The organism is Streptomyces liliifuscus, assembly GCF_016598615.1.
GTDB lineage: Bacteria > Actinomycetota > Actinomycetes > Streptomycetales > Streptomycetaceae > Streptomyces > Streptomyces liliifuscus.
Genome location: NZ_CP066831.1, coordinates 4693289 through 4719034, shown reverse-complemented (window position 1 = coordinate 4719034; position 25746 = coordinate 4693289). Strand labels below are relative to the sequence as shown.

At 70.3% G+C, this 25746-nt stretch carries 22 protein-coding genes; 8 read left to right on the top strand and 14 right to left on the bottom strand.

What is annotated here, in order from left to right; translation table 11 throughout:
• Positions 1-203: 203 nt before the first annotated feature.
• Positions 204-707 (bottom strand): MarR family winged helix-turn-helix transcriptional regulator, encoded by a 504-nt coding sequence (locus JEQ17_RS19895; protein WP_200396493.1) that lies wholly within the window; start codon positions 705-707, stop codon positions 204-206.
• Positions 708-847: 140 nt separating this feature from the next.
• Here JEQ17_RS19895 and JEQ17_RS19890 point away from each other — a divergent pair, with 140 nt between their 5' ends.
• Positions 848-1648, top strand: a complete 801-nt coding sequence (locus tag JEQ17_RS19890) for a dioxygenase family protein (protein ID WP_200396492.1) — start codon at positions 848-850, stop codon at positions 1646-1648.
• 78 nt (positions 1649-1726) lie between these two features.
• On the opposite strand, the gene JEQ17_RS19885 is transcribed toward JEQ17_RS19890, so the two are convergent.
• Positions 1727-2245, bottom strand: a complete 519-nt coding sequence (locus JEQ17_RS19885) for a GNAT family N-acetyltransferase (protein WP_200396491.1) — start codon at positions 2243-2245, stop codon at positions 1727-1729.
• Between the two features lie 178 nt (positions 2246-2423).
• Between JEQ17_RS19885 and JEQ17_RS19880 the strand changes: the two genes are divergently transcribed.
• Positions 2424-3422, top strand: coding sequence for a sigma-70 family RNA polymerase sigma factor (locus JEQ17_RS19880; protein ID WP_200396490.1), 999 nt, complete (start codon positions 2424-2426; stop codon positions 3420-3422).
• Positions 3423-4341: 919 nt separating this feature from the next.
• Here the strand turns inward: JEQ17_RS19880 and JEQ17_RS19875 are convergent.
• Positions 4342-5310: a helix-turn-helix transcriptional regulator gene (locus tag JEQ17_RS19875; RefSeq protein WP_200396489.1), complete on the bottom strand. Its 969-nt coding sequence runs from the start codon at positions 5308-5310 to the stop codon at positions 4342-4344.
• A gap of 273 nt (positions 5311-5583) precedes the next feature.
• On the opposite strand from JEQ17_RS19875, the gene JEQ17_RS19870 reads away from it, so the two are divergent.
• From JEQ17_RS19870 to JEQ17_RS19855, 4 genes are all read left to right on the top strand, one after another.
• Entirely contained in the window at positions 5584-7110 is a 1527-nt protein-coding gene (locus tag JEQ17_RS19870; protein WP_200396488.1) for an MFS transporter, read from the top strand.
• A gap of 220 nt (positions 7111-7330) precedes the next feature.
• Positions 7331-8092, top strand: coding sequence for a DeoR/GlpR family DNA-binding transcription regulator (locus JEQ17_RS19865; RefSeq protein WP_200396487.1), 762 nt, complete (start codon positions 7331-7333; stop codon positions 8090-8092).
• Complete coding sequence (pfkB, locus tag JEQ17_RS19860) at positions 8089-9036, top strand: 1-phosphofructokinase (RefSeq protein WP_200396486.1); 948 nt, start codon at positions 8089-8091, stop codon at positions 9034-9036. The genes JEQ17_RS19865 and pfkB overlap by 4 nt, the downstream gene beginning before the upstream one ends.
• A 256-nt stretch (positions 9037-9292) precedes the next feature.
• A complete protein-coding gene (locus JEQ17_RS19855) occupies positions 9293-11416 on the top strand; it encodes a PTS fructose transporter subunit IIABC (RefSeq protein ID WP_200396485.1) in 2124 nt (707 codons plus the stop codon).
• Positions 11417-11554: 138 nt separating this feature from the next.
• Here the strand turns inward: JEQ17_RS19855 and JEQ17_RS19850 are convergent, their stop codons facing one another.
• The 3 genes from JEQ17_RS19850 to JEQ17_RS50070 all read right to left on the bottom strand — a co-directional run bounded on the left by JEQ17_RS19850 (position 11555) and on the right by JEQ17_RS50070 (position 15776).
• Positions 11555-12304, bottom strand: a complete 750-nt coding sequence (locus tag JEQ17_RS19850; protein ID WP_200396484.1) for a DUF6227 family protein — start codon at positions 12302-12304, stop codon at positions 11555-11557.
• Positions 12305-12461: 157 nt separating this feature from the next.
• Positions 12462-13688 (bottom strand): L,D-transpeptidase, encoded by a 1227-nt coding sequence (locus tag JEQ17_RS19845; protein WP_200396483.1) that lies wholly within the window; start codon positions 13686-13688, stop codon positions 12462-12464.
• 147 nt (positions 13689-13835) lie between these two features.
• Positions 13836-15776 (bottom strand): ABC transporter ATP-binding protein, encoded by a 1941-nt coding sequence (locus JEQ17_RS50070; protein ID WP_234048274.1) that lies wholly within the window; start codon positions 15774-15776, stop codon positions 13836-13838.
• Between the two features lie 75 nt (positions 15777-15851).
• On the opposite strand from JEQ17_RS50070, the gene JEQ17_RS19830 reads away from it, so the two are divergent.
• Positions 15852-16430 carry a TetR/AcrR family transcriptional regulator gene (locus JEQ17_RS19830; protein ID WP_234048273.1) on the top strand — a complete coding sequence of 193 codons (579 nt, stop codon included), beginning with the start codon at positions 15852-15854 and terminating at the stop codon, positions 16428-16430.
• Between the two features lie 459 nt (positions 16431-16889).
• Here JEQ17_RS19830 and JEQ17_RS19825 read toward each other — a convergent pair whose 3' ends face one another.
• A complete protein-coding gene (locus tag JEQ17_RS19825) occupies positions 16890-17918 on the bottom strand; it encodes a P1 family peptidase (RefSeq protein ID WP_200396481.1) in 1029 nt (342 codons plus the stop codon).
• A gap of 20 nt (positions 17919-17938) precedes the next feature.
• Entirely contained in the window at positions 17939-19189 is a 1251-nt protein-coding gene (locus tag JEQ17_RS19820; protein ID WP_200396480.1) for a low temperature requirement protein A, read from the bottom strand.
• Positions 19190-19368: 179 nt separating this feature from the next.
• Between JEQ17_RS19820 and JEQ17_RS19815 the strand changes: the two genes are divergently transcribed.
• Positions 19369-19563, top strand: coding sequence for a hypothetical protein (locus JEQ17_RS19815; RefSeq protein ID WP_200396479.1), 195 nt, complete (start codon positions 19369-19371; stop codon positions 19561-19563).
• Between the two features lie 16 nt (positions 19564-19579).
• Here the strand turns inward: JEQ17_RS19815 and mscL are convergent, their stop codons facing one another.
• The 6 genes from mscL to JEQ17_RS19785 all read right to left on the bottom strand — a co-directional run bounded on the left by mscL (position 19580) and on the right by JEQ17_RS19785 (position 25680).
• Positions 19580-20065 (bottom strand): large conductance mechanosensitive channel protein MscL, encoded by a 486-nt coding sequence (gene mscL / locus JEQ17_RS19810; protein WP_200401598.1) that lies wholly within the window; start codon positions 20063-20065, stop codon positions 19580-19582.
• Between the two features lie 132 nt (positions 20066-20197).
• Positions 20198-20758, bottom strand: a complete 561-nt coding sequence (locus JEQ17_RS19805) for a hypothetical protein (protein ID WP_383394147.1) — start codon at positions 20756-20758, stop codon at positions 20198-20200.
• A 409-nt stretch (positions 20759-21167) separates the two neighbouring features.
• Positions 21168-22010, bottom strand: a complete 843-nt coding sequence (locus JEQ17_RS19800; RefSeq protein WP_200396477.1) for an S-methyl-5'-thioadenosine phosphorylase — start codon at positions 22008-22010, stop codon at positions 21168-21170.
• A gap of 94 nt (positions 22011-22104) precedes the next feature.
• A complete protein-coding gene (locus JEQ17_RS19795) occupies positions 22105-22449 on the bottom strand; it encodes an FmdB family zinc ribbon protein (protein ID WP_143638854.1) in 345 nt (114 codons plus the stop codon).
• 68 nt (positions 22450-22517) lie between these two features.
• Entirely contained in the window at positions 22518-23807 is a 1290-nt protein-coding gene (locus JEQ17_RS19790) for an MFS transporter (RefSeq protein ID WP_200396476.1), read from the bottom strand.
• 328 nt (positions 23808-24135) lie between these two features.
• Positions 24136-25680 carry a potassium/proton antiporter gene (locus JEQ17_RS19785; protein ID WP_200401597.1) on the bottom strand — a complete coding sequence of 515 codons (1545 nt, stop codon included), beginning with the start codon at positions 25678-25680 and terminating at the stop codon, positions 24136-24138.
• Positions 25681-25746 lie beyond the last annotated feature (66 nt).

Genomic DNA, 25746 nt, shown 5'->3' with positions numbered 1-25746 from the left:
CGAACCGGGATCTGCCCCGGCTCCGAGAGCGGTGGAGCCGGGGCAGATCCATGTCCTGGGCGGGGCCGCGTGAGCGGCTCTCAGCGGCGCGGGGCTGTTTCGATTTGTGGCTCCGCCGCGTGAGCGCCCGTCAAGGGGCGCGGGGAACTGCGCGACCGGCCACAGCGCACCCGCACCCGCACCCGAGCAAGAACGGCGAATCCCTACCGCAGCCAGGGCAGGTCCGCCCCGGTCCCCTCCGGCTGCAGCCCCTCCGCGATGAGCAGCATGGCCTCACCGAGAGCCTTCTGCTGATCGACGGTCAGCCGGTCGAAGAACGCCTGACGAACCGCGGCCACATGCCCCGGCGCACTCCGCATCAGAACCTCGTACCCCTCGTCCGTCAGCACCGCGAACTGTCCCCGCTTGTCCGAAGGACAGTCCTCCCGCCGCACCCACCCGTTCTTCTCAAGCCGCGCGATCGCGTGCGAGAGCCGGGACCTGGTGATCTTCGCCTTCATCGCCAGTTCGGTCATCCGCAGCCGCCGACGCGGGGCCTCGGCGAGACCGACGAGCAGGCCGTAATAGATGTGAGGCATGCCCGCATCACGCTGCAGCTGGCGGTCGAGATGGTCGTCAAGAAGGGTGGTGGCATGAATGTACGCACGCCACGTGCGCTGTTCCTCGTCACTGAGCCAGCGCGGCTCGTCAGCGGATGCCGTGTTCATGCATCTACTGTACGAGACCCCTCCTTGAATGTTAAACAAATGGGGAGTAACCTCGCATCGTAGAAGTTGAGACTTCAAGCAAGCGCGCCCGACCGCAGCCGGTCGAGCCGGTCGAACGAGTGCCCAAGGGAGCCGCCGCCATGTCCGCCGCCACCGAGGAACGTGCCGTCGTGGAGCGCATGCCCGCCCTCTACCTCTCCCACGGCGCCCCGCCGCTGGCCGACGACCCGGTCTGGCCCGGCCAGCTCGCCGCCTGGTCCGCGGACCTGCCCCGCCCCAGGGCGATCCTCATGATCTCCGCGCACTGGGAGGAGGCCCCGCTCGCCCTCGGGGCCACCGAGACCATCCCCCTCGTCTATGATTTCTGGGGCTTCCCCGAGCACTACTACAAGGTGCGGTACGAGGCCCCCGGAGCACCCGAACTCGCCGAGTCCGTCCGCAAGTTGCTGCGCGCCCCCGGTATGCCCGTCCAGGGCATCCCGGACCGCGGCCTGGACCACGGCGCGTACGTCCCGCTGGTGGAGATGTTCCCGGCGGCCGACATCCCGGTCCTCCAGGTCTCGATGCCCACGCTCGACCCGGTCCGCCTCATGGACATCGGCCGCAAGCTGGCGCCCCTGCGTGACGAGGGCGTCCTCATCGTCGGCTCCGGCTTCTTCACCCACAACCTGGCGGCCCTGCGGCAGGGCGGGATCCCCGGCTGGTCCGCGGAGTTCGACGAGTGGGGCCACCGGGCCCTGGACTCGGGTGACGTCGACGGCCTGCTCGACTTCCTCCACAAGTCCCCGGCGGGACAGCTGGCCCACCCGCGCACCGAGCACTTCGCCCCGCTGTTCGTGACGATGGGCGCGGCGGACGCCGCAGGCGAGCTGGAAGCCCAGCGCTCGGTGATCGACGGCTTCTGGCTGGGCCTGGCGAAGAGGTCGGTGCAGTTCGGCTGAGACTGCCGGGACCTCGGTCACCCGGGACTTCGGCCGCCCGGGGCCCCGGCGACGGGCCCCGGCCGCGGTGCGGAGCCCTCAGAGCTCCTTCTCGTACCAGGCCACATCCCAGTACCGCCCGAACTTCCGGCCCACCTCCCGGTACGTACCGACGTGCCGGAACCCGAACCGCTCGTGCAGCCGCACGGACGCCTCGTTGGGCTGGGCGATCCCCGCGTAGGCCCGGTGCAGGTCCTCGTCCGCGAGGGCGGCGAACAGGGCCTTGTAGAGCAGCGTGCCGACACCCCGGCCGCCGGCGTTCGGGGCGAGGTAGACCGTCACCTCCACGGACGTCTCGTACGCGGGCTTCGGCCGGAAAGCGCTGGATGTGGCGTAGCCCAGAATCTCCTGTGAGTCCCCGGCCGTGGCAACCATCAGCCGATGCGGGCCGTCTTCAGGGTGAGAGAGCAGCCAAAGGCGGCGCTCTACCGGAGTGAAGGTCGCTGTGTCGAACGTGATCGGCGTCTCACGCACGTAGTGGTTGTAGATGTCCGTGAGGGCGTCGAGGTCGCTCTCGACTCCTGGCCTGACCTGCACCTCTGTACGTTCCGACGACATCTGCCCTCCCTCGGTGGCCGCACAGGGTACTGCAAGATCAGAAAAATCGAGTGACAGGTTGGGAATTCTGTCCGGATTCCAGTCGTTGTTTCCATCGGATGCAGGGCACCCGGGAGGGTGTCCGAGCCACCACCAGACCCACTAGGACCCGCAAGCCCACCATCGCAAGGGAGCACGCATGGCAACCCGTGCCGTCGCCCGTCGTAAGTCCGCCTCAGGCGGGACCGACGCGGCACGCAGTGTTCGCGTCGTAGGCGGCGAGATCGCCGACCGCGACCTGGTCGGCATGTATCTCGACGAGATCGCGCGCACACCGCTGCTCGACGCCGCCAAGGAAGTGGACCTCTCCCAGACCATCGAGGCGGGCGTGTACGCCCAGCAGATCCTCGACGGCGAGGTCTCCGACACAAAGGTGAAGGCCTCCCGCGAGGAGCTCGAAGCGCTGGTCGCCGACGCCGAGCGGGCCAAGGACATCTTCATCCGGTCGAACCTCCGCCTGGTCGTGGCGGTCGCCCGCCGCTACCCGCGCAGCGGCCTGCCGCTCCTGGACCTCATCCAGGAGGGGAACGCGGGCCTGGTCCGAGCCGTCGAGAAGTTCGACTACCGCAAGGGCTTCAAGTTCTCGACGTACGCGACCTGGTGGATCCGTCAGGCCATCACCCGTTCCATCGCCGACCAGTCCCGCACCATCCGCCTCCCCGTCCACCTGGTCGAGGAGCTGGGTCGGATCCGCCGTGTGCAGCGCGAGTTCAACCGCGAGCACGGCCGTGAGCCGGAGCCCTCGGAGATCGCCGCGGAGCTGGACACGAAGCCGGAGCGCGTGGTCGACGTGCTGGACTGGGCCCGTGACCCGGTCTCGCTGAACATGTCGGTGGACGACGACGGCGACACCCAGTTCGGTGACCTGCTGGAGGACACCTCGGCCGTCTCGCCCGAGCAGTCCGTGCTCACGCTGCTGCGCAGCGAGGAGCTGGACGACCTCATCGGCCGTCTCGACCAGCGCACGGCCTCGATCATCAAGATGCGGTACGGCATCGAGGACGGCCGGGAGCGCACGCTCACCGAGGTCGGCAAGGAGCACGGCCTCACGCGCGAGCGCATCCGCCAGATCGAGAAGCACGCGCTGCTGGAACTGAAGAAGCTGGCCCGCGACACGGGCTTCGACGCCGCCGCGTAGGCCGCTCCTGGCGGCCGGGTGCTCCGGCCGCCGGCGGCCCGGCCCGCGACGGGTGGCTTCCGGCCGGGGGCGCGTATCGCGCGCCGGGCGGTTGTGACCGGTTTCGCGGGGGCGGGTGTGTACTGTCTGCCGGAAGCGGGCGGGACGCCTCCCGCGACGGCAGCGGGACCGTCCCGGGCGGGCGGTACCGAGCAGCACCGGGCGGTGAAACTCACCGCCGTCGGGAGGATTGGTCTCGCTCCGCCGGGGCAGGCGGCCCCTACCCGACCAGGTACCTCGGACGGACCGGGGGTGACCGTGCCTCGTCGGGCGGTCGGGGCAGGTCTCGAACGCAGTCGTACAGAAGTCCGTTTACCGCCGCTTCAACACATCGGCCCCGGGGCACAAGACTCCAGGGCCCACAGAGCCGAGTCCCGACGCACACCCCCCCGGCGCCGGGACTCTCCCAGAGCCGAGCTCCGGCGCCTCCCCCCCCTGGCGCCGGGGCTCGGCTCCATCTTTGGGGTGTGGGTGCGGGCTTTGGGGTGCGGGTGTGTGGTGGGTGCCTGGGCATGGCTGCCCGGGCCACCCCGGACCTGAACCCCGGGGTGACCCGGGTGGCACATTGTGCCACGAGGGCAAACCCTGCCCTCACGGCTGCCGGACCGGCGGGCTTTTTTCGCCCCCGCCGCCCCTACCCATTCCCGTCCCTTACTCAGGGGCTCCGCCCCCGAACCCCCGCTCCTCAAACGCCGGAGGGGCTGAAAGACCTCAGGGGCGCGAGATACCTCAGGAGCGCGAGATACCTCAGGGCCGATCTACCTAAGGGGCGCGGGGAACTGCGCAGTCTTTTAGGGGCGCGGGGAACTGCGCGACCAGCCACAGCGGACCCGCACCTCTCGTCACGAACCCGCCACCTCTCGGTCACGCCCCGCGCCGTTCAGCCCGACGCCGTCGCCCGGCTCAGGCGGCCCCCCAACTGCCGTACATACTCCACGAGTTCAACCGGCTCATGCACAGTGAACTCGCAGTTCACCATCGCGAGCCGCACCGCCAGCCACTCCACGGCATCCCCGGAGGACCCCCGCAGCCGGCAGCTCCGCTCGTCGACCGGCTCGGGCACCCCGAGCCACCCCGGCAGCCGCGCCGCGATGTACTCCGCGGGGGCGGCGAACGTCACCGCGAACTCGTACGTCTCCTGCCGCCCGTGCATCGACTGGCGCAGATACTCGGCCGCGCTCCCCGTCGGCAGCTCGCGCGGCGTGAAACGGGCCCCGGTCGCGAACGGGTCGGCCACCCGGTCGACCCGGAACGTACGCCAGTCCGCGCGGTCGAGGTCGTACGCGACGAGGTACCAGCGGCGGCCGGTCGACACGAGCCGGTACGGCTCGGTCCGGCGCCGGCTCTCCGCCCCGTCCTTCGCCCGGTAGGCGAACCGCAGCAACTCCCGCCCCGCGATGGTCGAGGCCATCACGGTCAGCGTCTCGGGCGCGATGCTCGCACCGTCGCCGCTGGTCAGGGGAGTGGTGGCGGCCTGCAGGGTGGAGACGCGATGCCTCAGGCGGCTCGGCAGGACCTGTTCGAGCTTGGCCAGCGCCCGTACGGACGCCTCGTCCACGCCCTCCACGGCGTGCCCCGCACCGGCCCGCAGCCCGACCGCGATCGCCACCGCCTCCTCGTCGTCGAGGACCAGCGGCGGCATGGCCTTCCCGGCGACCAGCCGGTACCCGCCGTCCGCGCCCATCGTCGCCTGCACCGGATAGCCGAGCTCCCGCAGCCGGTCCACATCCCGACGCACGGTCCGCCGCGAGACACCCAGCCGTTCGGAAAGCTCCCCGCCGGGCCACTCCCGAGGAGTCTGGAGAAGAGACAACAACTGAAGGAGCCGGGCGGGGGTGTCGGTACTCATTGGGTCTCCCTCTCGTAGAACTGGTCAGGCGCGCGGGGAACCGCGCAGTCTTTTCTTGGGGCGCGAGGAACGGCGCACTCTCTTGGGGGCGCGAGGAACGGCGCCATCTTTTTGGGGGCGCGGGGAACTGCGCAGTCTTCGGGGGCGCGAGGAACTGCGCGACCAGCCACAACGCACCCGCACCCCCAAACGCACCGCAGCCTTCTTCAACTCCTCCGAGGATGCCCCACCACTAGGACATGACCTGACCTACATCCCCCCTACCTTCAATGCATGACCTCTTCCAGCAGCACTCTCCCGTCCCCCCGGCCGGAGGCCGACCGCCGGCGCTGGTTCGCGCTGGCCATCGTGATGACCGCGGCCTTCATGGACCTGGTCGACGTCACGATCGTCAACGTCGCGATCCCCTCGATCCAGCGGGACGAGGGCGCGTCCTTCAGCCACATCCAGTGGATAACGGCCGGCTACGCGCTGGCCTTCGCGGCCGGCCTGATCACCGGCGGCAGGCTCGGTGACATCCACGGCCGCAAGCGGGTGTTCCTCGTCGGCATCGGCGGCTTCACACTCGCGTCCGCGCTCTGCGGCTTCGCGGTGAACCCGGACATGCTCGTCGCCTCCCGCATCCTCCAGGGGGCCATGGCCGCGCTGATGGTGCCGCAGGTCCTGTCGATCGTGCACGCCACGTTCCCGGCGCACGAGCGGGGCAAGGTCTTCGGGATGTTCGGCGCGATCGTGGGTCTCGGCGCGGTGTCGGGCCCGATCCTGGGCGCGCTGCTCACCGAGTGGAACCTGTTCGGCCTGGAGTGGCGGCCGATCTTCCTCATCAACCTGCCGGTCGGCATCGCGGGCCTGATCCTGGGCCGGAAGTTCATCACCGAGTCCAAGGCCCCGCACGCCCTCAAGCTCGACCTCGTCGGCGTCGTCCTCGTCACCCTCGGTCTGCTGATGCTCCTCTACCCGCTGACCCGCGGCCGCGAGCTGGGCTGGCCGGTGTGGGGGTACGTCGTGATGGCCGGCGCCCTCGTCGTCTTCGCGGCGCTGGTGGCGTACGAGAAGAGGAAGGCGGCGCGGGACGGGTCCCCGCTCGTCGAGCTCTCCCTCTTCAAGGTGAAGAGCTTCGCCGCGGGCATCGCCGTGCAGACGGTCTTCGGGGTCGGCCTCGGCATCTTCTTCCTGGTCTGGACGCTCTACATGCAGGTGGGCCTCGGCTGGAGCGCGCTGCGGGCCGGTCTGACCGGTGTTCCCTTCTCGATCGCGGTCTCGGTGGCGGCGGGCATGTCGGTGCAGAAGCTGGTGCCGAGGTTCGGGCGGAAGGTGCTCCAGGCGGGCGCGCTGACCATGGCGGCCGGCGTCGTGATCTACATCTGGGAGGCCGAGCGGTACGGCATGTCCATCGCCTCCTGGCAGATGGCGCTTCCGCTGGTCGTCATGGGGGTCGGCATGGGCCTGATCGTGGCCCCGCTGACGGACGCGATCCTCTCCGAGGTGCCGCGTGAGCACTCCGGTTCGGCATCAGGCCTGATCAACACGGTCCAGCAGATGGGCAACGCCCTCGGCCTCGGCCTGGTCTCCGTCGTCTTCTTCGGCACGATGTCCGACCATCTGCCCGGACCCGAGGTGGGTCCCGCCTTCGTCGACGCCTTCCAGAACGCGCTGATCTGGGTCGCCGTGGTGATGACGGCCATCTTCCTGCTGATGTTCGCCCTTCCGAAGCGCCCCGCCCAGCACGTGGAGGGAGCGGAGACCGCCGAGACCCCGGGGATCACGCCGCTCGACAAGGCGCCCGAACTCGTCGGCTGACGAAGGCATCCGACGACACCGTTCACGGCAGCGGTCGACCGGATCCGGCATCGCGAGGCCCGGCCCCTCAGGGGGCCGGGCCTCGCCGTATGCCCGCCCATGCCCGGTCCGATGTCCGTTCATGCCCACATCCATGCCCGAACCTGTTTACTTTGCGGAAATCTGGGCGTAGCCTCACGCTGAAACCACAGGTTCGGGCACAGAGCGGAGGCGAACGGACATGTACGCACCGGAGCGACAGCAGGAGATCCTCCGACTCGCACGTGACGGCGGCCGTGTGGATGTCGTGTCGCTGGCCGAGGAGTTCCAGGTCACGGCGGAGACGATCCGGCGGGACCTGAAGGCCCTCGACCGGGCGGGTCTGCTGCGCCGGGTCCACGGAGGCGCCATCCCGGCCGGGCGGCTCGACTTCGAGCCCGACCTCGCCGAGCGCGAGACCACCGCGGCCGACGAGAAGGACCGCATCGCCAAGGCGGCCGTGGCCGAACTGCCGGACAAGGGCACGATGATCCTCGACGCGGGCACGACCATCGCCCGCCTCGCCGGGGCCCTCCCCCTGGAGGCGACGCTCACCGTCGTGACGCACAGCCTCCCCATCGCGGCCCGCCTCGCCGACCACCCCGGCATGCAGCTCCATCTCATCGGGGGCCGCGTCCGGCACCGTACGCGCGCGGCGGTCGACGCCTGGGCGCTGCGGGCGTACGGGGAGATCCGCGCGGACGTCGTCTTCCTCGCGGCGAACGGCTTCTCCATCGAGCACGGACTGACCACCCCGGACCTCGCCGAGGCGGCCGTGAAGCGCGCCGCGCTCTCCGCCGCGCGCCGCGTGGTGCTGCTCGCCGACTCGGCCAAGCACGGCCAGGAACACTTCGCGCGCTTCGGCGACCTCGGTGAAGTGGACCTGTTGATCACCGACAGCGGGCTGAGCCCCGAAGACGCGACCGCCATCGAGCGCGGCGGCACGGAAGTAGTGCGCGCATGATCCTCACCGTCACCCCGAACCCGTCGCTGGACCGTACGTACGAGGTCCCCTCGCTCGACCGCGGCGAGGTCATACGGGCCACCGGCGAGCGCATGGACCCGGGCGGCAAGGGCGTCAACGTCTCGCGGGCCGTCGCCGCGGCCGGCCGGCGCACCGTCGCCGTGCTGCCGCTCGGCGGAGCGCCCGGCGCGCTCGTCGCCGACCTCCTCGACGCACAGGGCATCGAGGTCGCGCCGGTCCCGGTCGCCGGGGCGACCCGCTCGAACATCGCGCTCGCCGAGGCCGACGGCGTACTGACGAAGATCAACGCACCCGGACCCGAACTCACCTCCGCCGAGGAGGAGTTGCTCCTGGAGACCGTGCGCGAGCAGTCCGGCGACGCCGACTGGATCGCCTGCTGCGGCAGCCTGCCGCGGGGCCTGGCCCCCTCCTGGTACGCCGAGATCGTCGCCCGCGCCCACCGGGCGGGCGTCCGTATCGCGCTCGACACCTCGGGACCGGCGCTCCTCGCGGCCCTCCGCGAACGGCCCGACGTCGTCAAGCCCAACGCCGAGGAACTCGCCGAGGCCGTCGGCCGCCCCCTCGCCACGGTCGGCGACGCGGTCAAGGCCGCCGAGGAACTGCGCGAGCTGGGCGCCCGAGCCGTGCTCGCCTCCCTCGGCGCCGACGGGCAACTGCTCGTCAGCGAGGACGGCGCGTGGTTCGCGGGCGCGCGCGTCGACGTCGTACGCAGCAATGTGGGCGCGGGCGACTCCTCGCTCGCCGGTTTCCTCATCGCCGGCGGCAGCGGTCCCGGCGCGCTCGCCTCCGCGGTGGCCCATGGCGCGGCCGCCGTCCAGCTTCCGGGCAGCGTGATGCCGAGCCCGGCGGACCTCGACCCGTCCGCGGTGACCGTCACCTCCGAGATCCCCGTGGACCGCGTACTGACGGAGCCGGTGTCATGACCGGCCGCCGACTCCCGCGTACGGGCCCTCCACTTCCGCGCACGGGCTTGCGCGCAACCCCTGAACCGGCCCTGATGCGGCGGGGACTCCCCTTACCCGCCGCAGCCGCCGCACGGAGGCGGGACCTCCCCGGCCCCGGCCCCGTCTCAGCACACCCCGTAGTCCCCGTAACCGTCGCGGTTCCCGACCGCGGCACCCCCGTCCCCACCCTCGCCCACAGATCTCCCCGGGCGATACGCGTGCGAAGGAGCCCGCGATGAGCGAGATGATCACCGCGGACCTGGTCGATCTCGACCTGTCCGCCGATACGAAGGAAGCGGCGGCCCGCGCCCTCGCCGAGCGCATGGTGTCCCTGGGCCGGGTGACCGACCTGGACGGCTTCCTTGCCGACGTGGCCGCCCGCGAGGCCCAGATGCCGACCGGCCTCGACGGCGGCATCGGCATCCCGCACTGCCGCAGCGAGCACGTCACCGAGCCGACGCTGGCCTTCGGGCGCAGCACGGACGGGATCGACTTCGGCGCGCCGGACGGACCGGCCGACCTGATCTTCCTGATCGCCGCCCCGGCCGGAGCGGACGACGCCCACCTCACGATCCTGTCGTCACTGGCCCGCCAGCTGATGAACGCCGACTTCACCTCGGCGCTGCGGTCGGTGGACGACGCGGCGGGGGCTGCCGCCCTGATCAGCGGCGAGGAGCCCGAGACAGCGCCCGCGGCTGCGACCACGGCCGCCGAGTCGGGTGCCGAGGGCTCCTCCGAGGGCTCCGGTGACACGGATGCCTCCGAGGCGGCATCCGGCACCGCCCCCGGGTCTGCCCCGGCCCCCGCACCCGCCGGTACGGACGACAAGGGTGCCGCCGACGGAAAGGGCGGGCGACCGTTCCGTATCGTCGCCGTCACCTCCTGCCCCACCGGTATCGCGCACACCTACATGGCGGCCGAGTCGCTGGAGAACGCGGGCCGGGACGCCGGTGACGTCGAGATCGTCGTCGAGACGCAGGGCTCGGCCGGTTTCACCCGGCTCGACCCGGCCGTCATCGCCGCGGCGGACGGCGTGATCTTCGCGCACGACATGCCCGTACGGGAGAAGGACCGGTTCGCCGGGAAGCCCACCGTGGACGTCGGCGTGAAGGCCGGCATCAGCAAGGCGGCCGAGCTGATCTCCCAGGTGCGCGGCAAGGCAGAGCGCGGCGAGGTCACGGCGGCCGCCGGGCCCCGCGGCGGTACGCCCGTGGAGCGGGCCGGCGAGCCCGGTGAGGGCTACGGCACGAAGCTCCGCAAGTGGCTGATGTCCGGCGTGAGTTACATGGTCCCGTTCGTGGCCGCGGGCGGTCTGCTGATCGCGCTCGGGTTCGCGATCGGCGGCTACCAGATCAACGAGGCCAAGCCGGTCACCGAGGTCTTCAACTGGGGACAGGTCGACAGCTGGGCCGCGCTGCTCTTCCAGATCGGTGGCGTCGCCTTCGGCTTCCTGATCCCCGTACTCGCCGGCTACATCGCGTACGGCATGGCGGACCGGCCAGGTCTTGTGCCCGGCTTCGTCGGCGGAATGATCTCGGCCAACATCGCCGCGGGCTTCCTCGGCGGTCTGGCCGCGGGTCTGCTGGCCGGTGGGGTCGTCCTCGCCATCCAGCGGATCAAGATCCCACCGGTGCTGCGCGGCATCATGCCGGTGGTCGTGATCCCGCTGATCTCCTCGATCATCGTCGGCTTCCTGATGTTCATCGTGATCGGCAAGCCCATCGCCGAGGCACAGAAGGCCATGACGGACTGGCTCTCCGGCCTCTCCGGCACCAACGCCGTCCTGCTCGGTGTGCTGCTCGGCCTGATGATGTGCTTCGACCTCGGCGGCCCGGTCAACAAGGTCGCGTACGCCTTCGCCACGGGCGGTATCGCGGTCCAGGACCCGAGCGGGTCCGCGATGAAGATCATGGCCACGGTCATGGCGGCCGGCATGGTCCCGCCGCTGGGCATGGCCCTGGCGACCACGATCCGCAAGAAGCTGTTCACCACGGCGGAGCGGGAGAACGGCAAGGCGGCCTGGGTACTGGGCGCCTCCTTCATCTCCGAGGGCGCGATCCCGTTCGCGGCGGCCGACCCACTGCGGGTCATCCCCGCCTCGATGGCGGGCGGCGCGGTCACCGGCGCCCTGACCATGACGTTCGGCTCGACCCTGCGCGCCCCGCACGGCGGCATCTGGGTCACCTTCCTGATCGGCAAGCCCTTCCTCTACCTGCTCGCCATCGCGATCGGCACAGCGGTCACGGCAGGCCTGGTCATCGTCCTGAAGGGCATGCGCAGGACGACCCCGGAGGGCGAAACGGACAAGACCCCGGAAACCCCGACGGCCACACAGAAGAAGGAACCGATAGCAGCCTGAACGCTCCGCTGAGGAGCGAGAACGACGGTGGGCCGGGACTCGTGAAGTCCCGGCCCACCGTCGTGTGCCTTCAGGGGCGCGGGGAACTGCGCGACCAGCCACAACGAACCCGCAGACTACGAACCGGCCGAATCCCCGCTAACCGCCGGAGGCAGCCGCGCGCCGCTCCATCGCCGACCGCGCGTCCTCCTCCGACGGATACACCTCACACATGTGCCGCCCATCGGGCGTAGCCGTGTGCTCGACCTCCCACAGCGACAGCTCCCGCCCGTCGTGGAGCAGAAACGCGTGCTCGTAGAGCGCGAAGCACAACCCACGCTCACCCGCCCGGCACGGCCGCCCGAAGGCCTGGGTGATCTGGTGCGCGAACGCCGTCCGCAGCAGATCGGCCATGTCCTCGCCGGGCCGGTCGGAGTTCTCCGCGCGCCGCAGCAGCCGCCGCCCATGATCCGCGGAGTCGTCGGGAACGTACGCGTGCAGCGGCTCGGGGACGTGCGACACCCGCACCAGCACCGGCAGTTCGAAGTCCGGCGCGTCCGCCGGCAGCGGCAGGCGCCCCGTCGCGGTGCGCAGCTCCTCCTCGTCCTCGTACACCTCGTGCTGCGTGTCGCGGCCCGGTGCGGTGTTGTGGACGAGCTCCCAGAGCGTGAGCGCGCTCCCATCGGCCAGCAGCCAGGTGTGCCGGTACGTCTCGCGGTGCAGCCCCGCGCTGTGGTGCGCGGAGTGCAGCGAACTGTCGTGGGCCAGGGCCCGGTCCAGCCGCCGTATCGTCTCGTCCGGCAGCTCGAAGGAGTTCAGGGCACGGCCGAGGAGCCGCGCGAGATGCTCCTCCGGAGACTCGGGCGACTCGGCTGACTCGTACGCTGTCGTCTCGTACGGAACGCTCAAGGCTTCTCCCGGCGTTGCTGCATGTCACCTTGTGGGTGCATACCGTAGCCCCTCGGGCGGACATCATGTCCGGGAACCGAGAAAACGTACGCACGGAAAACGCCGGGGCCGTGTGAGGAGTTCCCACACGGCCCGCCGAAACCTCAAAACCCCTTGGTCAGACGGCACTTCCTGCGGTCCAGGCACTCCATGCCATGTTCCAGCCGTTGAGCCCGTTGTCCGGTGCGACCGTCTTGTCGGGGGAGTTCTTGACCGTCACGACGTCCCCGACGAGCGAGTTGTCGAAGAACCACTTGGCGGCCGTGTCGCCGTTCGCGCCCTGTACGTCCGCCATCCCCACGCAGCCGTGGCTGGTGCCCTGCTTGCCGAAGGGCGGATTGCCCTTGTTGTACCAGTAGTTGCCGTGGATGAAGGTCCCCGAGGTCGTCAGCCGCATCGCGTTCGGCACGTCCGCGATGTCGTACTCGCCGCCGTAGCCGACCGTCGACCCGTTCATCCGCGTCTGCCGGAACTTCTCCGAGATCACCATCTGCCCGTTGTACGTGCTGTTGTCCGGGCTGCCCGCCGAGATCGGGATCGTCTTCACGGTCCTGCCGTCCCGTACGACCGTCATGGTCTGGGTGCTGACGTCGACCGTGGACACTTGGGAGCGCCCGACCGTGAAGGTGACCGTCTTGTCCTGCACGCCGTAGACGCCGTTCGCGCCCTCGACGCCGTCCAGGTCGATCTTCATCGTGACCTCGGAACCGGCCTTCCAGTACGCCTGGGGCCGGAAGTCCAGCCGCTGCGCGCCGAACCAGTGCCCGACCACCTTCTGTCCACTGCTGGACGTGACGGTGATGTGCGACTGGACGTCCTTCCTGAACTTCCCGTCGCCGATCGCCTTGTCGAAGGTGAACGACACCGGCATCCCGACGCCGACCTTCGTGCCGCCGTCCGGTGTGTACGTACCGATGAAGCTGTTGTCCGTGGACACCGTCGTGAAGATGGAGTTGGCCGCCGCCGGCTTTCCGTCGCCGTCCTTCGCGGTGGCCGATATCTGGTACTTGGTCCCGCGCTCCAGCTGTTCCTTCGGCTTCCAGCTCTTCCCGTTCGCCGCGATCGACCCCGGTACGGCCGCCCCCGTGGCCGACTCCTTCATCGCCACCTCGGTCAGCCTGCCGTCGCTGACCTTCACCCCGGTCGAGTTGATCGACGCCGCCGTCGAGCCGTCCTTGGCGGAGATGAGGATCTTCGCCGCCGAGGTCTTGGTGTCGCCGTTCTTGTCCTCGGACTTGTTGTCGGCCTTGGCGTCGCCGCCGCACGCGGTGAGGGTCAGGGCGCCGACCATCAGGGCGGCACAGGCCACCAGCGCGCGCCTCGCTGTTGTGTCCGGCGTTGTCACGGGCTGCTCCAGTTCTCGCGGTTAGGGGTGATCCGCTCCGTTCCGTGGAGAAAGATCGGATCCATGGAGAAGGAGGGGAACATCGCCCGCCCGGGTTCCCACAGCCCGCCATCAACACCATCGCGTGACAGATTCGGGACAATCGCCTTATGCGGCGGGGGCCTTGTCCGCGATGCGCAGCGCCTCGACCAGATCGCGGTAGAGGGAGTCCGTGGCGAGCAGTTCGTCATGGGTGCCCCGGGCGCGGACACCGCCCGCGTCCATCACCACGATCGTGTCCGCGTCGATCACCGTCGACAGCCGGTGCGCGATCGTCACCACCGCGTGCTCCCGCGCCCGCCGCCGGACACAGTGGTGGACCGCCGACTCCGTGAGCGCGTCGAGCTGTGCCGTCGCCTCGTCGAGCAGCAGCACGTCCGGCTCCCGCAGCAGCGCCCGCGCGAGAGCGATGCGCTGTCGCTCCCCGCCTGAGACGGCCGCGGTCGACAACTCCGCGTCCAGCCCCTCGTCCAGCGACTCCACCTTCTCCGTCAGCCGCACGTCCGCGAGCACCTGACGCAGTTCCTCCTCGTCCGCGTCCGGCCGGGAGATGAGCAGGTTGTCGCGGATGGTGCCGGGGACGACCGGGGTGTCCTGCTCCACATACGCCAGCCTGGAACGGATCGCCGCGTGGCTGTGCCGGTGGTAGGGGACACCGTCCAGCAGCAGCGCACCCTCCTGCGGCTCCAGGAAGCGCAACAGCAGGGAGAAGACCGTGGTCTTGCCCGCCCCTGAGGGCCCGACGATCGCGGTGTGCCCGCGGGCCGGCACCGCCAGGTCGACCCCGCGCACGGCAGGCTCCCGACCGGGACCGTACGAGGCCGTGACGCCCTTCAGCTCCAGGACCGGGCCGTTCGTGTCCAACACCCTGCTGCTCGTGTCCAGCGCCACGCCGTTCGTGTCCGGCACCGGGCCGCGTGTGTCCGGCACGGGACCGTTTGTGTCCAACGCTGTGCTGCTCGTGTCCGGCACGGGACCGCTCGTACTCGGCACGGGACCGCTCCTCCGCCGCCGGCCCGACGGCTCCGCCCGCACGTCCGTCGCCCGCGTGTCCGTCACGGGCGGCCCGTCCGTCACGGCGGGCGGTCCGTCCGTCTCCGCGTCCAACTCGTCCACCGCCCGGATCCGTTCCGCCGCGGCGATGCCGGACTGCAGCGCCGTGAGGTTCTGCGACAGCTCCGTGATCGGCTCCATCAGCCCGAAGGCGTAGAGCAGGAAGGCGATCAGGCTGGACACCTCCAACTGCCCTTCCCCGACCCGCCAGGCGCCGACGCCGAGGATGAGGATCACCGCGAGCTGGATCCCGGTCCAGGCGATGGTCCACACGGTGGCCTCCAGCCGCACCGCGCGGATGCCGTACTCCGCCGAGGCCCGCGCGTCCGCCGCGATCCGCTCCGCCTGCCGGTCCTCGGCACCGCTCGCCTTGACCGTACGGATCGCCCGCAGCGTGCCCTCCAGGGTGCCGCCGACCCGGCCCACGTGCTCCTGCGCCCGCTCCTGCGCCTTCGCGATGCCGGGCATCAGCACCGCGAACAGGACGATCACCACCAGCACGGCCGCCACCGTGGTGCCGAGCAGGACCAGGTCCAGGAAGCCCATCAGCACCAGCGTGCCGACCAGCATCACCACGCCGTTGATCAGCCCGATCACACTCGACGAGGCCGCCTCGCGCAGCAGCACCGTGTCCGAGACCGCCCGTGAGACCAGCTCGCCCGGCGGCCGCGCGGTCACCGCGGGGATCGTCGCCCGGAAGTACCGCCGCACCATCGACTCCCGGGCGTCCAGCACCACCTTCTCGCCGAGTGTGCCGAGCAGCACCCACTGCACGCGGTACAGCACCGCGCCGATCACCAGCAGTACGAGCAGCGCGACCACCGGACCACGCAGCGAACTCCCGTCGTTGAGCGCGTCCAGCACCCACTTGGTCACCATCGGCGTGGCCAGACCCAGCGCCGACGCGGCCAGCGCGAGCACCAGCCCGACCGTCAGCGCCCGCCGGTGCGGCCGGGCGAACGAAGCAAGAACCCGCAGACTCTCCGGAGCAACCATGCTCACGAGTGGAACATCGATGTTCCAAAAGTGTCAACTCTGTTTTATTATGGAACGGCGCTACAGTGTGTGCCCATGGACACCGCAGTAAGCGACCGGAGCGGCGCGCGAGGTCGCACGAGGCGCGCCATCCTCGACGCCGCCGCCGCCGTACTGGCCAAGAACTCCGGGGCCTCCCTCGGCGACGTGGCCGCCGCGGCGGGCGTCGGCCGCACCACGGTCCACCGCTACTTCGCGGAGCGCACCGACCTCCTGAAGGCCCTGGGCGCCGACGTCCTCGAAAAGGTCGCCGCCGCGACCGACCGCAGCCGCCTGGACGACGGCCCGGCCCTCGCAGCCCTGGAACGGCTGTGCCAGGAACTCTTCGAACTCGGCGACGCCCTCACCCTCGTCTTCGACGAGTCCCTGGTCGCCACCTGGAACTGGGAGGGCTGGGAGGAGGACACCGACGCCGACCGCGCCCTCGCCCACCTCATCGAACGCGGCCACACCGAAGGCGCCTTCGACCCCACCCTGGACGTCGACTGGATCGTCCAGACCCTCTGGTCCCTGCTCTACGTGGCCTGGCAACGAGGCCGCACCACCGGCACCAAACACGAAGCCCTGACCCTGTGCCTACACACCCTCAGAAAGGCGGTCGCGCCGGGGCCGTAGAAGCCTTCGGGGGAGTGGGTGAGTGGGTGGGGTTGGCCGGGCTGGGTTGGCCATGACGGCCGGCCCAGTCGGGTCATTCCAGACCGGCGGCCTCACCTCTCCCCTCCCGTTACCGTTTTCGAGGCCCCGCAATGAGGCCTCCGGCCGTCGGTTCCGGGATGACTTCCCCTCCTGTTGTTGAAGATCGGTGGGGTGGTGTCACTGGGCTCGGGAGGCATCGACGGACCGCGGATTCGGCGCTAGAGCACCGCCTTCACTCGAGCCGGAAGAGCTCTCTGCAACGTGGATGTGGCAGTTCAGCGCTGTGTCGTGCCGACTGGAGCCGAACGGAAGCGAGATGCACGGCCTGCACGTGATCGACTTCGACGACATCGACGCCTTCCTCGGTCTGGACGTCGGCGGTCGACCAAGGACATGGGGAACACCCCCTCCCGCCTCCGCCCATTGCATCCCCTCCCGCTACCGCTGCCCGTACAGCTCCCCGTACGACGGCCACAGTCCTCCCGGGCCCTCCACCGACTCGGCGGTGCGTACCGCTCGGACGATTGCGCGGGTCACCAGGTCCGCGCCGGCGGCGAGGACCTCGTTCAGGGCGAGCGGGTTTTCTTCTGCCAGGGGATGCGCTCCCGTGGCGAGTGCGAAGACCGTGTCGCCGTCGTGGAGGAGGTGTACCGGCCGGACGGCGCGTGCGATGCCGTCGTGGGCCGTGCCCGCCAGCTTCTGGGCCTGTGCCTTCGACAGGTCGGCGTCGGTGGCGACCACCGCGAGGGTGGTGTTCAGCGGGGGAAGGCTGTTCTTCGCGGCGGCCTCGGCGAGCCGCGCCCGCGCAGCCTCGTGAACCTCCGCGGCCGGACAGCTCAACAGCCCCTGGACCAACTCCCCGTACAACGCCCCCGTCTCCGGCTCCACCACCGACCCCGCCGCGTTGGCCACGACCAGCGCCGCCACCGTGACACCCGATTCGAGCACGGCACTCGCGGTGCCGACCCCTCCCTTCATCATTCCGACGGCCGCCCCCGTCCCGGCGCCCACGGACCCCTCCTGAACAGGCGCGCCCGCCTCGCTCGCCGCCGCGGCCTCCACCGCCTCGCGGCCGACCGCCGCGTCCGGCCTGGCCCGGAAGTCGCCGCCCCGGCCGAGGTCGAACACACAGGCCGCCGGCACCACGGGCACCACCTGCCGCGGATCGGGCCCGACCCGCACCCCGCGCCCTCGCTCCTCCAGCCAGGCCATCACACCCGTCGCCGAGTCCAGCCCGTACGCGCTGCCACCGGTCAGTACGAGCGCCTCGATCTTCCGCACCACATTGCGCGGATCGAGCGCGTCGGTCTCCTTGGTACCCGGCCCGCCACCGCGCACGTCCACCGCCGCGACCGCGCCACCTTCCGGTGCGAGGACAACCGTCGTACCGGTGAGCCACCCGTCACCGATCCTCGTGGCATGCCCCACGCGCAACCCGGCCACATCCGTCAGAGCGTCAACTGTCATACGCCCAGTGTCGACCCGACCTACGTGGCCGACGCGCCCGCCACGGCCTCCTCGCGCTCCTCCCGCGCGGCCATCCGGGCGGTCAGTGTCACCCCCACGGCCACCGCGAGCGCGGTCACCACACCAGCCGCGAGCACCGCCCAGTCACCCAGGAACGTGCACAGGGCCACCGCCAACGCCGTGACCGGCAGCACCAGTTGCTGCGCCGTACCCACCTTGTAGTGGCGGGCGTGCAGCGCCCACACGGTCAGGAGGAACAACGCTGTCGGAAGCGTCACCGCGGCCGACGCCGCCGGCGTGGAGATGTGCGCCTTGCCGACCGCCTGCTCCACCGCGACCTCCAGCCCGGCACCGATCGCCGCCGCCGACGCGAAGATCACATAGTGGCCGTACCCCCACAGGAACGCCTTCCTGCTGGAGCTGAGATGGCCGTGGATCGGTACGACGAAGTAGATCCACCACGCGGCGAAGATGATCAGCAGCCCGCCCGAGGCGATCGGGAGGAGCTCGCCCAAGGCGTCGTTCTCGTCCACCCCCACCTTCACCGCGATCGTGGCCGCGGCGATGGTCTCGCCGAGGACGATGATCGTGAAGAGCCCGTACCGCTCGGAGATGTGGTGCGGATGCCAGACCGTGTTGAACTCCCTCTCCGCCAACAGCGGGACGCACATCTCGGCGATCGCCATCACCAGGAACAGCCACGGCCGGGCGGACTCCGGCAGGAGCACCAGCCCCACCCAGCCGATCTGGCACACCACGACCCCGCCCGCGTACCGCAACGCCATCCGCCGCTCGGCACCGTCCGCGTTCCGGGCCGCGCGCAGCCACTGCACGGTCAGCGCCATCCGCATGATCACATAGCCCAGCAGGACCAACAGGAAGTCGTGGTCCTCGAACGCCTTGGACACCCCGGCGGCCAGCACCAGCACACCGGCGATCTGGATCAGGGTGACGACCCGGTACAGCGCGTCGTCGTTGTCGTACGCCGACGCGAACCAGGTGAAGTTCATCCACGCCCACCAGATGGCGAAGAACACCATCGCGTAGTTCAGGATGCCCTCGGCCGCGTGCGCCTCCGCGACGGAGTGCACCAGCTGCACTCCCGCCTGGGCGATGGCCACGACGAAACACAGATCGAAGAACAGCTCCAGCGGCGACGCGACCCGGTGTGCCTCGTTCCGCCCGCGCGCGGTCATCCTGCGCAGCGGCCGAGGGGAGGGGACGGTTCGGGAGCGGCGCGGAGCAGATTCGGAAGAGGCATCGGGCGTCATGCGACCAAGCACAGCAGAAACGCCCCGAAAATCCAGAAGCACGCCGAGACCCGCCCCCAGAGTCCGGACCGGGCCCAGAACCGTGCCCGCCCCCGGAGTCGGAACCGTGCCCGCACCCAGAGGCCAGGCCGCCCCCAGAGTCCGGACCGAGCCCGGAGCCGGACCCGTACCCTGGACGTATGAGCTCTACCCCCGCCCCGCCCCCTCGCCCCGACGCCGAACCACGTGACCCCAAGGCCGCGCTGGTCTTCGACGACCCCCTGAGCCGGCCGTCCGACGACGACACGGACCGTGGTTGGGGCGAGCGGCCCACCGGCGACAGCGCGGCGGACCTGGCCCGCTTCCTGGACGAAAAGCCGCCCCACCACATCTGACCCCGGACTACCGCGGCTACTGCTCGTTGTGCCCCGAGCCGCGCTGGGCCACCAGGGCGTCGCGGATCTCCTTCAGAACCTCCAGCTCGCTCACCTCGATCACTTCCTGCGTACTCTCCTTCGCCTTCTGGCGGGCCGCCTGCTTGGCGAGGTACTTGGACATCGGCAGGACCATCAGGAAGTAGACGACGGCCGCGGTGATCAGAAAGGTCAGCGTCGCGCTGAGGACCGTGCCCCACATGATGGGGATACCGCTCGTCGCGGTCCCCGTCGCCTCGTCGAACCGGCACGGGTCCTTCAGACACGAGCTGTACTGGTTGAGGTCCTTGGTGCCGAAGGCGCCGACCAGTGGATTGATCACGCCCTTCACCACGGAGTTGACGATGTTGGTGAAGGCGGCGCCGATGACCACCGCGACAGCCAGATCGACGACATTCCCGCGCATCAGGAAGGCCTTGAAGCCGTCCCAGACGCTCGGATCCTTCTTCTGCTCGCTCACCAGGGAGCCCCTCTTCAGCCGCAAAAACTGTGGAATCAACAGCTCCGCAACCTACGTCAGGGCGCGGCAGCGCTGTCCAATTCTGTAACTCCAACGAGGGACTTGACAGCCTGACGGCAGCCATCCTTGCCATGGTCAGCACAGGGTCACCGCCAACCGTGAGGTCGCGCCGGCCCCGGCCAGCAACGCAGCCGTCCGCCGAGGCACGGACAGGACGACGAGCGCCCCACCCTCGGAGACACTGTCCGGCGACTCGGGCACCTTCGTCACCCGCGCACCACGCGCAACCACATGAGCGTCCCCCGGCCCCACCGCACCCTGCTCGGCCGCGACGACGTCGACCCGGTCACCGGGCCCGAGCAACCGCACGGTCGCACCATCGGCGATCCGCACCGGCGCCGAAACCATCTCGACGGCCCGTCGCTCCCGTCCCGCATCCGCCACCGGACGCCCCCGGGGCGACCCGCCCCCGCGCGCCTCCGTATCCCTCTCCCCGGGCCCCGCGGCGACGAGCGCCACCGCGGACACCGCGAGACCGACCGCCAGGGCCCGCCTCCGATGCCGAACGAGCCGCCGCGCCTGATACCGCCCACCACGCACCCGCACAGGAGCGAAATGCGGCACCTCGCACGTGCCGGGCACATCCGTGCCCAACGGACGCGGAAAGGAGGAGAGCTGCGACACGGGTACCACCACCTGTGGTCGAAAGATCGGCTTGCGACCCCAGCCTGCGCCCTCCTCCGGAATCCCACCGAGCCCAGTGGACGACCACCAGGTTGTGGACAACTCCCTCACCCGAAGGAACAGTTCCGCCCCGCGAACAACGCACCCGCACCCGAAAAAGCAGGGGAGCGGACCATGCCGCACCCGCAGCCAAGGACGCACGGGAGCGGGCCGTGCCGGTACGTCGAAAGCCCGCCGCGTACGGCTCCTCCAAAAGACAGAACCCTAAGAACCGCAGCAGTACACCCGGCAGCGGCGGGCTCGACGTACCGGCACGGCCCGCGCTCCAAGGCAACGCGACAGCGAGCCGCACCGGCAGCGGCTCGACGTACCGGCACGGCCCGCGCTCCGAGACAACGCGACAGCGAGCCACACCACCCACCTACGGCAACGCAACCCCCGTATCCATCCCACCCAACGCAGTCGTGCACAGGCAATCCCGCGAAGCGTTCGCAGGCAGCCCCGCCACCGCATCGAACAAAACACTCCGCAGCCGATCCACATTCGCCGCGAACACCTTGAACACCTCGTCGTGCGAGACGCCCTCCCCGCTCTCGGCCCCCGCGTCGAGGTCGGTGACCAGCGTCAACGACGTATAGCAAAGCTCCAGTTCACGAGCGAGCGCAGCCTCCGGATGCCCGGTCATCCCCACCACGGACCACCCCTGCGCCCGATACCAGAGCGACTCCGCACGGGTCGAGAACCGCGGCCCCTCAATGACCACCAGCGTCCCGCCGTCCACAGGCTCCCAGTCGCGCCCCCGCGCCGCGTCCAGCGCGACCGTGCGCCCGGTGGGGCAGTAGGGGTCGGCAAGGGACACGTGCACGACGTTCGGCACGTCGCCCCCGGGCAACGGCAGCCCGTCGAAGTAGGACTGCGCCCGGGACTGCGTACGGTCCACGAACTGGTCCGGCACGAGCAGCGTCCCCGGCCCGTACTCGGGCCGCAGCCCGCCCACCGCGCACGGCCCGAGCACCTGACGCGCCCCGACGGACCGCAGCGCCCACAGATTGGCGCGGTAGTTGATGCGGTGCGGCGGCAGATGATGGCCGCGCCCGTGGCGGGGAAGGAAGGCGACCCGCCGCCCGGCGATCTCACCGAGGAACAGAGAGTCGCTGGGCGCTCCATACGGCGTGTCCACCTGTATCTCGGTCACGTCGTCGAGGAAGGAGTAGAAGCCCGACCCGCCGATGACGCCGATCTCGACGTTCTCCGTGTTCACCATGAACGGCACCCTAGCCGGGGCCCGGAAACGCCGAAGACCCTGTCGTCGTACGACGACAGGGTTCGTGGGCGAAGAACCGTTGTGCGCGAGAGCGTTACGCGGCGTTGCTGCTGCCGGAGGACGAGCTCGTGGACGACGACTTCGAGTCCGAGGACGACTTGGAGCCCGAAGAGGACGAGGAGTCCGACGAGGACGACGTCTTCGAGTCGGACGATCCGGTCGACGTCTTCGTGGCCGGCGCCGGGCTGCTGCTCGACGACGAACCGCGGCTGTCGTTGCGGTAGAAGCCGGAGCCCTTGAAGACGATGCCGACCGCGGAGAACACCTTCTTCAGGCGTCCGTCACAGCTCGGGCACACGGTGAGGGCGTCATCGGTGAACTTCTGCACCGCCTCGAGGCCCTCGCCGCACTCGGTGCACTGGTACTGGTAGGTCGGCACTTGTCTTCCTCCTGGCACTCTCACTCAGTGAGTGCTAACGACGGTCCATAGTGACGTATTCCTCGGGATCAGTCCACTGCCACCGGCTCTCGGTGACCCACGCCACGTGCGACGGTCCGGCTCACGACCCGGGGCGAGAGCCGTGAACGCAGGGTCACGAGGGTCGCCAGGGCCAGCAGCGTGCCGCCCATCGGGACGAGGAATCCGGCACCGTCCCACAGGCGGTCCTCCATCTGTCCGGCGATCGTCACGGCGGCCGCCTGCCCGAGCGCGACCGCTCCGGTGAGCCAGGTGAAGGCCTCGGTCCGGGCGCCCGCCGGCACGAGTCCGTCGACCAGGGTGTAGCCGGTGATCAGGGCGGGAGCGATGCACACACCGACGAGGAGGCCGATGCCCGCGAGGACGGTCACCGACTGGGCGGCCCACAGTCCGGAGGCGGTCAGCCCCAGGGCGGCGTACGCGACGACGAGGCGGCGGCGCGGGGCGACCTTCCAGGCGATCGCGCCGCAGACGACGCCGGAGAGCATGTTGCCCGCGGCGAAGGTCCCGTACAGGACACCGTTCAGACCGGGCTCGCCGATGGACTCGCTGAACGCGGCGAGCGAGACCTGCATGCCGCCGAACACGGCGCCGATGCCGAGGAAGGCCACGATCAGCACACGCACGCCGGGGACGGACAGCGCGGAGGCGTGCTTCACGCGCGCGTGCCCCTTGAGGCCCACGGCCGGCTGGGTGCCGCGCTGGGCGGCGAACAGCAGACCGCCGACCAGGGTCAGCGCGGCCTCCGTGAGCAGGCCGGCGGCCGGATCAATGGCGGTGCACAGCGCGGTGGCGAGCAGCGGCCCGAACACGAAGGTGAGCTCGTCGGTGACGGACTCGAAGGCCGCCGCGGTCGTCATCAGCGGCGAGTCCTGGAGCTTGACGCCCCAGCGGGCCCGCACCATGGGCCCGATCTGCGGCACCGAGGCACCCGTCGGCACGGCGGCCACGAAGAGTGCCCACAGAGGCGCGTCCGAGAGTGCCAGCGCGGTCAGGGAGAGTCCCGCCAGCGTGTGGACGAGGACGCCGGGCAGCAGGACGGCCCGCTGGCCGTGACGGTCGGCGAGGCGGCCGGTGAAGGGCGCGAACAGTGCCAGGGAGACACCGGTCACGGCGGCGACGGCGCCGGCGGCCCCGTACGAGCCGGTGGTGTGCTGGACGAGCAGCACGATGGAGATGGTCAGCATCGCGAACGGCTGCCGCGCGGCGAAGCCGGGAAGCAGGAACGTCCACGCGCCGCGCGTACGCAGCAGTTGTCCGTATCCCGGGCGGGAGGAGACAGGAGTCCCGGGGGACTCCGGGGTGACCGTGGATGCCACGGCCCGTGCCTTTCTGCCGCCTGGTAGCGCGCCCTTTCTGCGGGGCTGGAGGCGCCGAGAGCTGTCCTCTTGCGCGGAACTGCGGTAGATGCCGGGCCGCCCGCCGGAGAGGGCACCGCGGCCGCCATACGGTCGCGCCAGCTCTGCGTCAGGCAGAGTTGGTTAGATCAAGATGCGCCTTGATGATACAGGCCCAAGCGACTCCACCCCTGTGAAACCCAGCACTCTTCTGGCCGACGCCTGTGAATACTCACCGAGCCGAGGAGCCCGAAAGCCAGGCACCCAAAGCGCAAGGAGCCGAGCAGTCGGAGAGCCAAGGAGCCGAGGCTCAGTCCTCGCTCCCGTTCCCACCCGTCCCCAGCCACCCCGCCAGCTTGCCCCCCTGCCCGACCGCGCGCAGCCGCTGTTCGGCCGCGTCCCGGACGGGATCGGTGGCCACCACGAGCAGCTCGTCGCCGCGCCGCAGCACGGTCGTGGGAAGCGGAACGAACGATTCTCCACCGCGGACGACCAGCGTGACGGCGGCACCCGCGGGCAGCCGCAGCTCGTTGATCTCGACGCCGTGCATCTTCGACCCCTCCGGGATCGCGACGGACAGCAGATGTCCGCGCAGCCGCTCCAGGGGTGCCGATTCGATCCCCAGGTCGGCGGTCTCCGAGGGGGCCTTGGACACGCCCAGTTTCCGCGCCACCCAGGGGAGCGTGGGCCCCTGGACGAGGGTGTAGACGACGACAAGTACGAAGACGATGTTGAAGATGCGACGGCTTTCCTCGACGCCGCTCACCATCGGGATCGTCGCCAGGATGATGGGCACCGCGCCGCGCAGCCCGGCCCACGACATCAGGGCCTGCTCCTGCCAGCGCATGCGGAAGGGCGCCAGCGCCACCACGACGCTCAGCGGCCGCGCCACCATGGTCAGCACCAGCCCGATGACGAGCGCGGGCCAGATGTCGTCGCCCATCTCGTGCGGTGTGACCAGCAGCCCGAGCAGTACGAACATGCCGATCTGGGCGATCCAGCCGAGCCCGTCGGCGAAGCCGCGTGTGGCGGGCCAGTGCGGCAGCTTCGCGTTGCCCAGCACCATCGACGCCAGATAGACCGCGAGGAAGCCGCTGCCGTGGGCCAGCGCCCCGGCCGCGTACGCCGTGACCGCGATCGCCATCACCGCGATCGGGTAGAGGCCGGAGGCGGGCAGCGCCACATGCCGCAGCCCGTACGCCCCCAGGAAGCCCACCGCGAGACCGATGGCCGCTCCGATGGACAGCTCCAGCGCTATCTCGCCGAGCAGGTGGTACCAGTGCTCCACCGGTCCTGCCATCGAGAACGAGACGACGAGGATGACCACCGGGGCGTCGTTGAAGCCCGACTCGGCCTCCAGAATGCCCGTCACGCGCGCGGGGAGGGGCACTTTCCGCAGCACGGAGAAGACCGCCGCCGCGTCCGTCGAGGACACCACCGCGCCGATGATGAACGCCTGCCGCCACTCCAGCCCGATCAAGTAGTGGGCCGCTGTCGCGGTGATGCCGACGCTCACCGAGACGCCGACCAGCGCCAGTGAGGAGGCAGCCGGCAGCCCCGGTTTGATCTCCTTCCACTTCGTGCCGAGGCCGCCCTCGGCCAGGATCACGACCAGGGCCGCGTACCCGATGACCTGGGTCAGTTCGGCGTTGTCGAAGTGGATGTCGCCGATGCCGTCCTGGCCCATGGCGACGCCGATGCCCAGGTACACGAGCAGGCTGGGGAGCCCGCTGCGCGACGAGATCCGAACCGCTGCCACCGCGACGAGCAGAACGAGCGAGCAAACGAGCAGGAGCTGGTTGAGGTGGTGGACAGTCAGCGGCTGTTTCCCTTCTCGCCGTTCCGAGTGGATCACTTTGACCAGTTGGACCGCTTCGATCGGTTGGATCACCTGGTTCGGTACAACCGTGGCCGGTTCAGC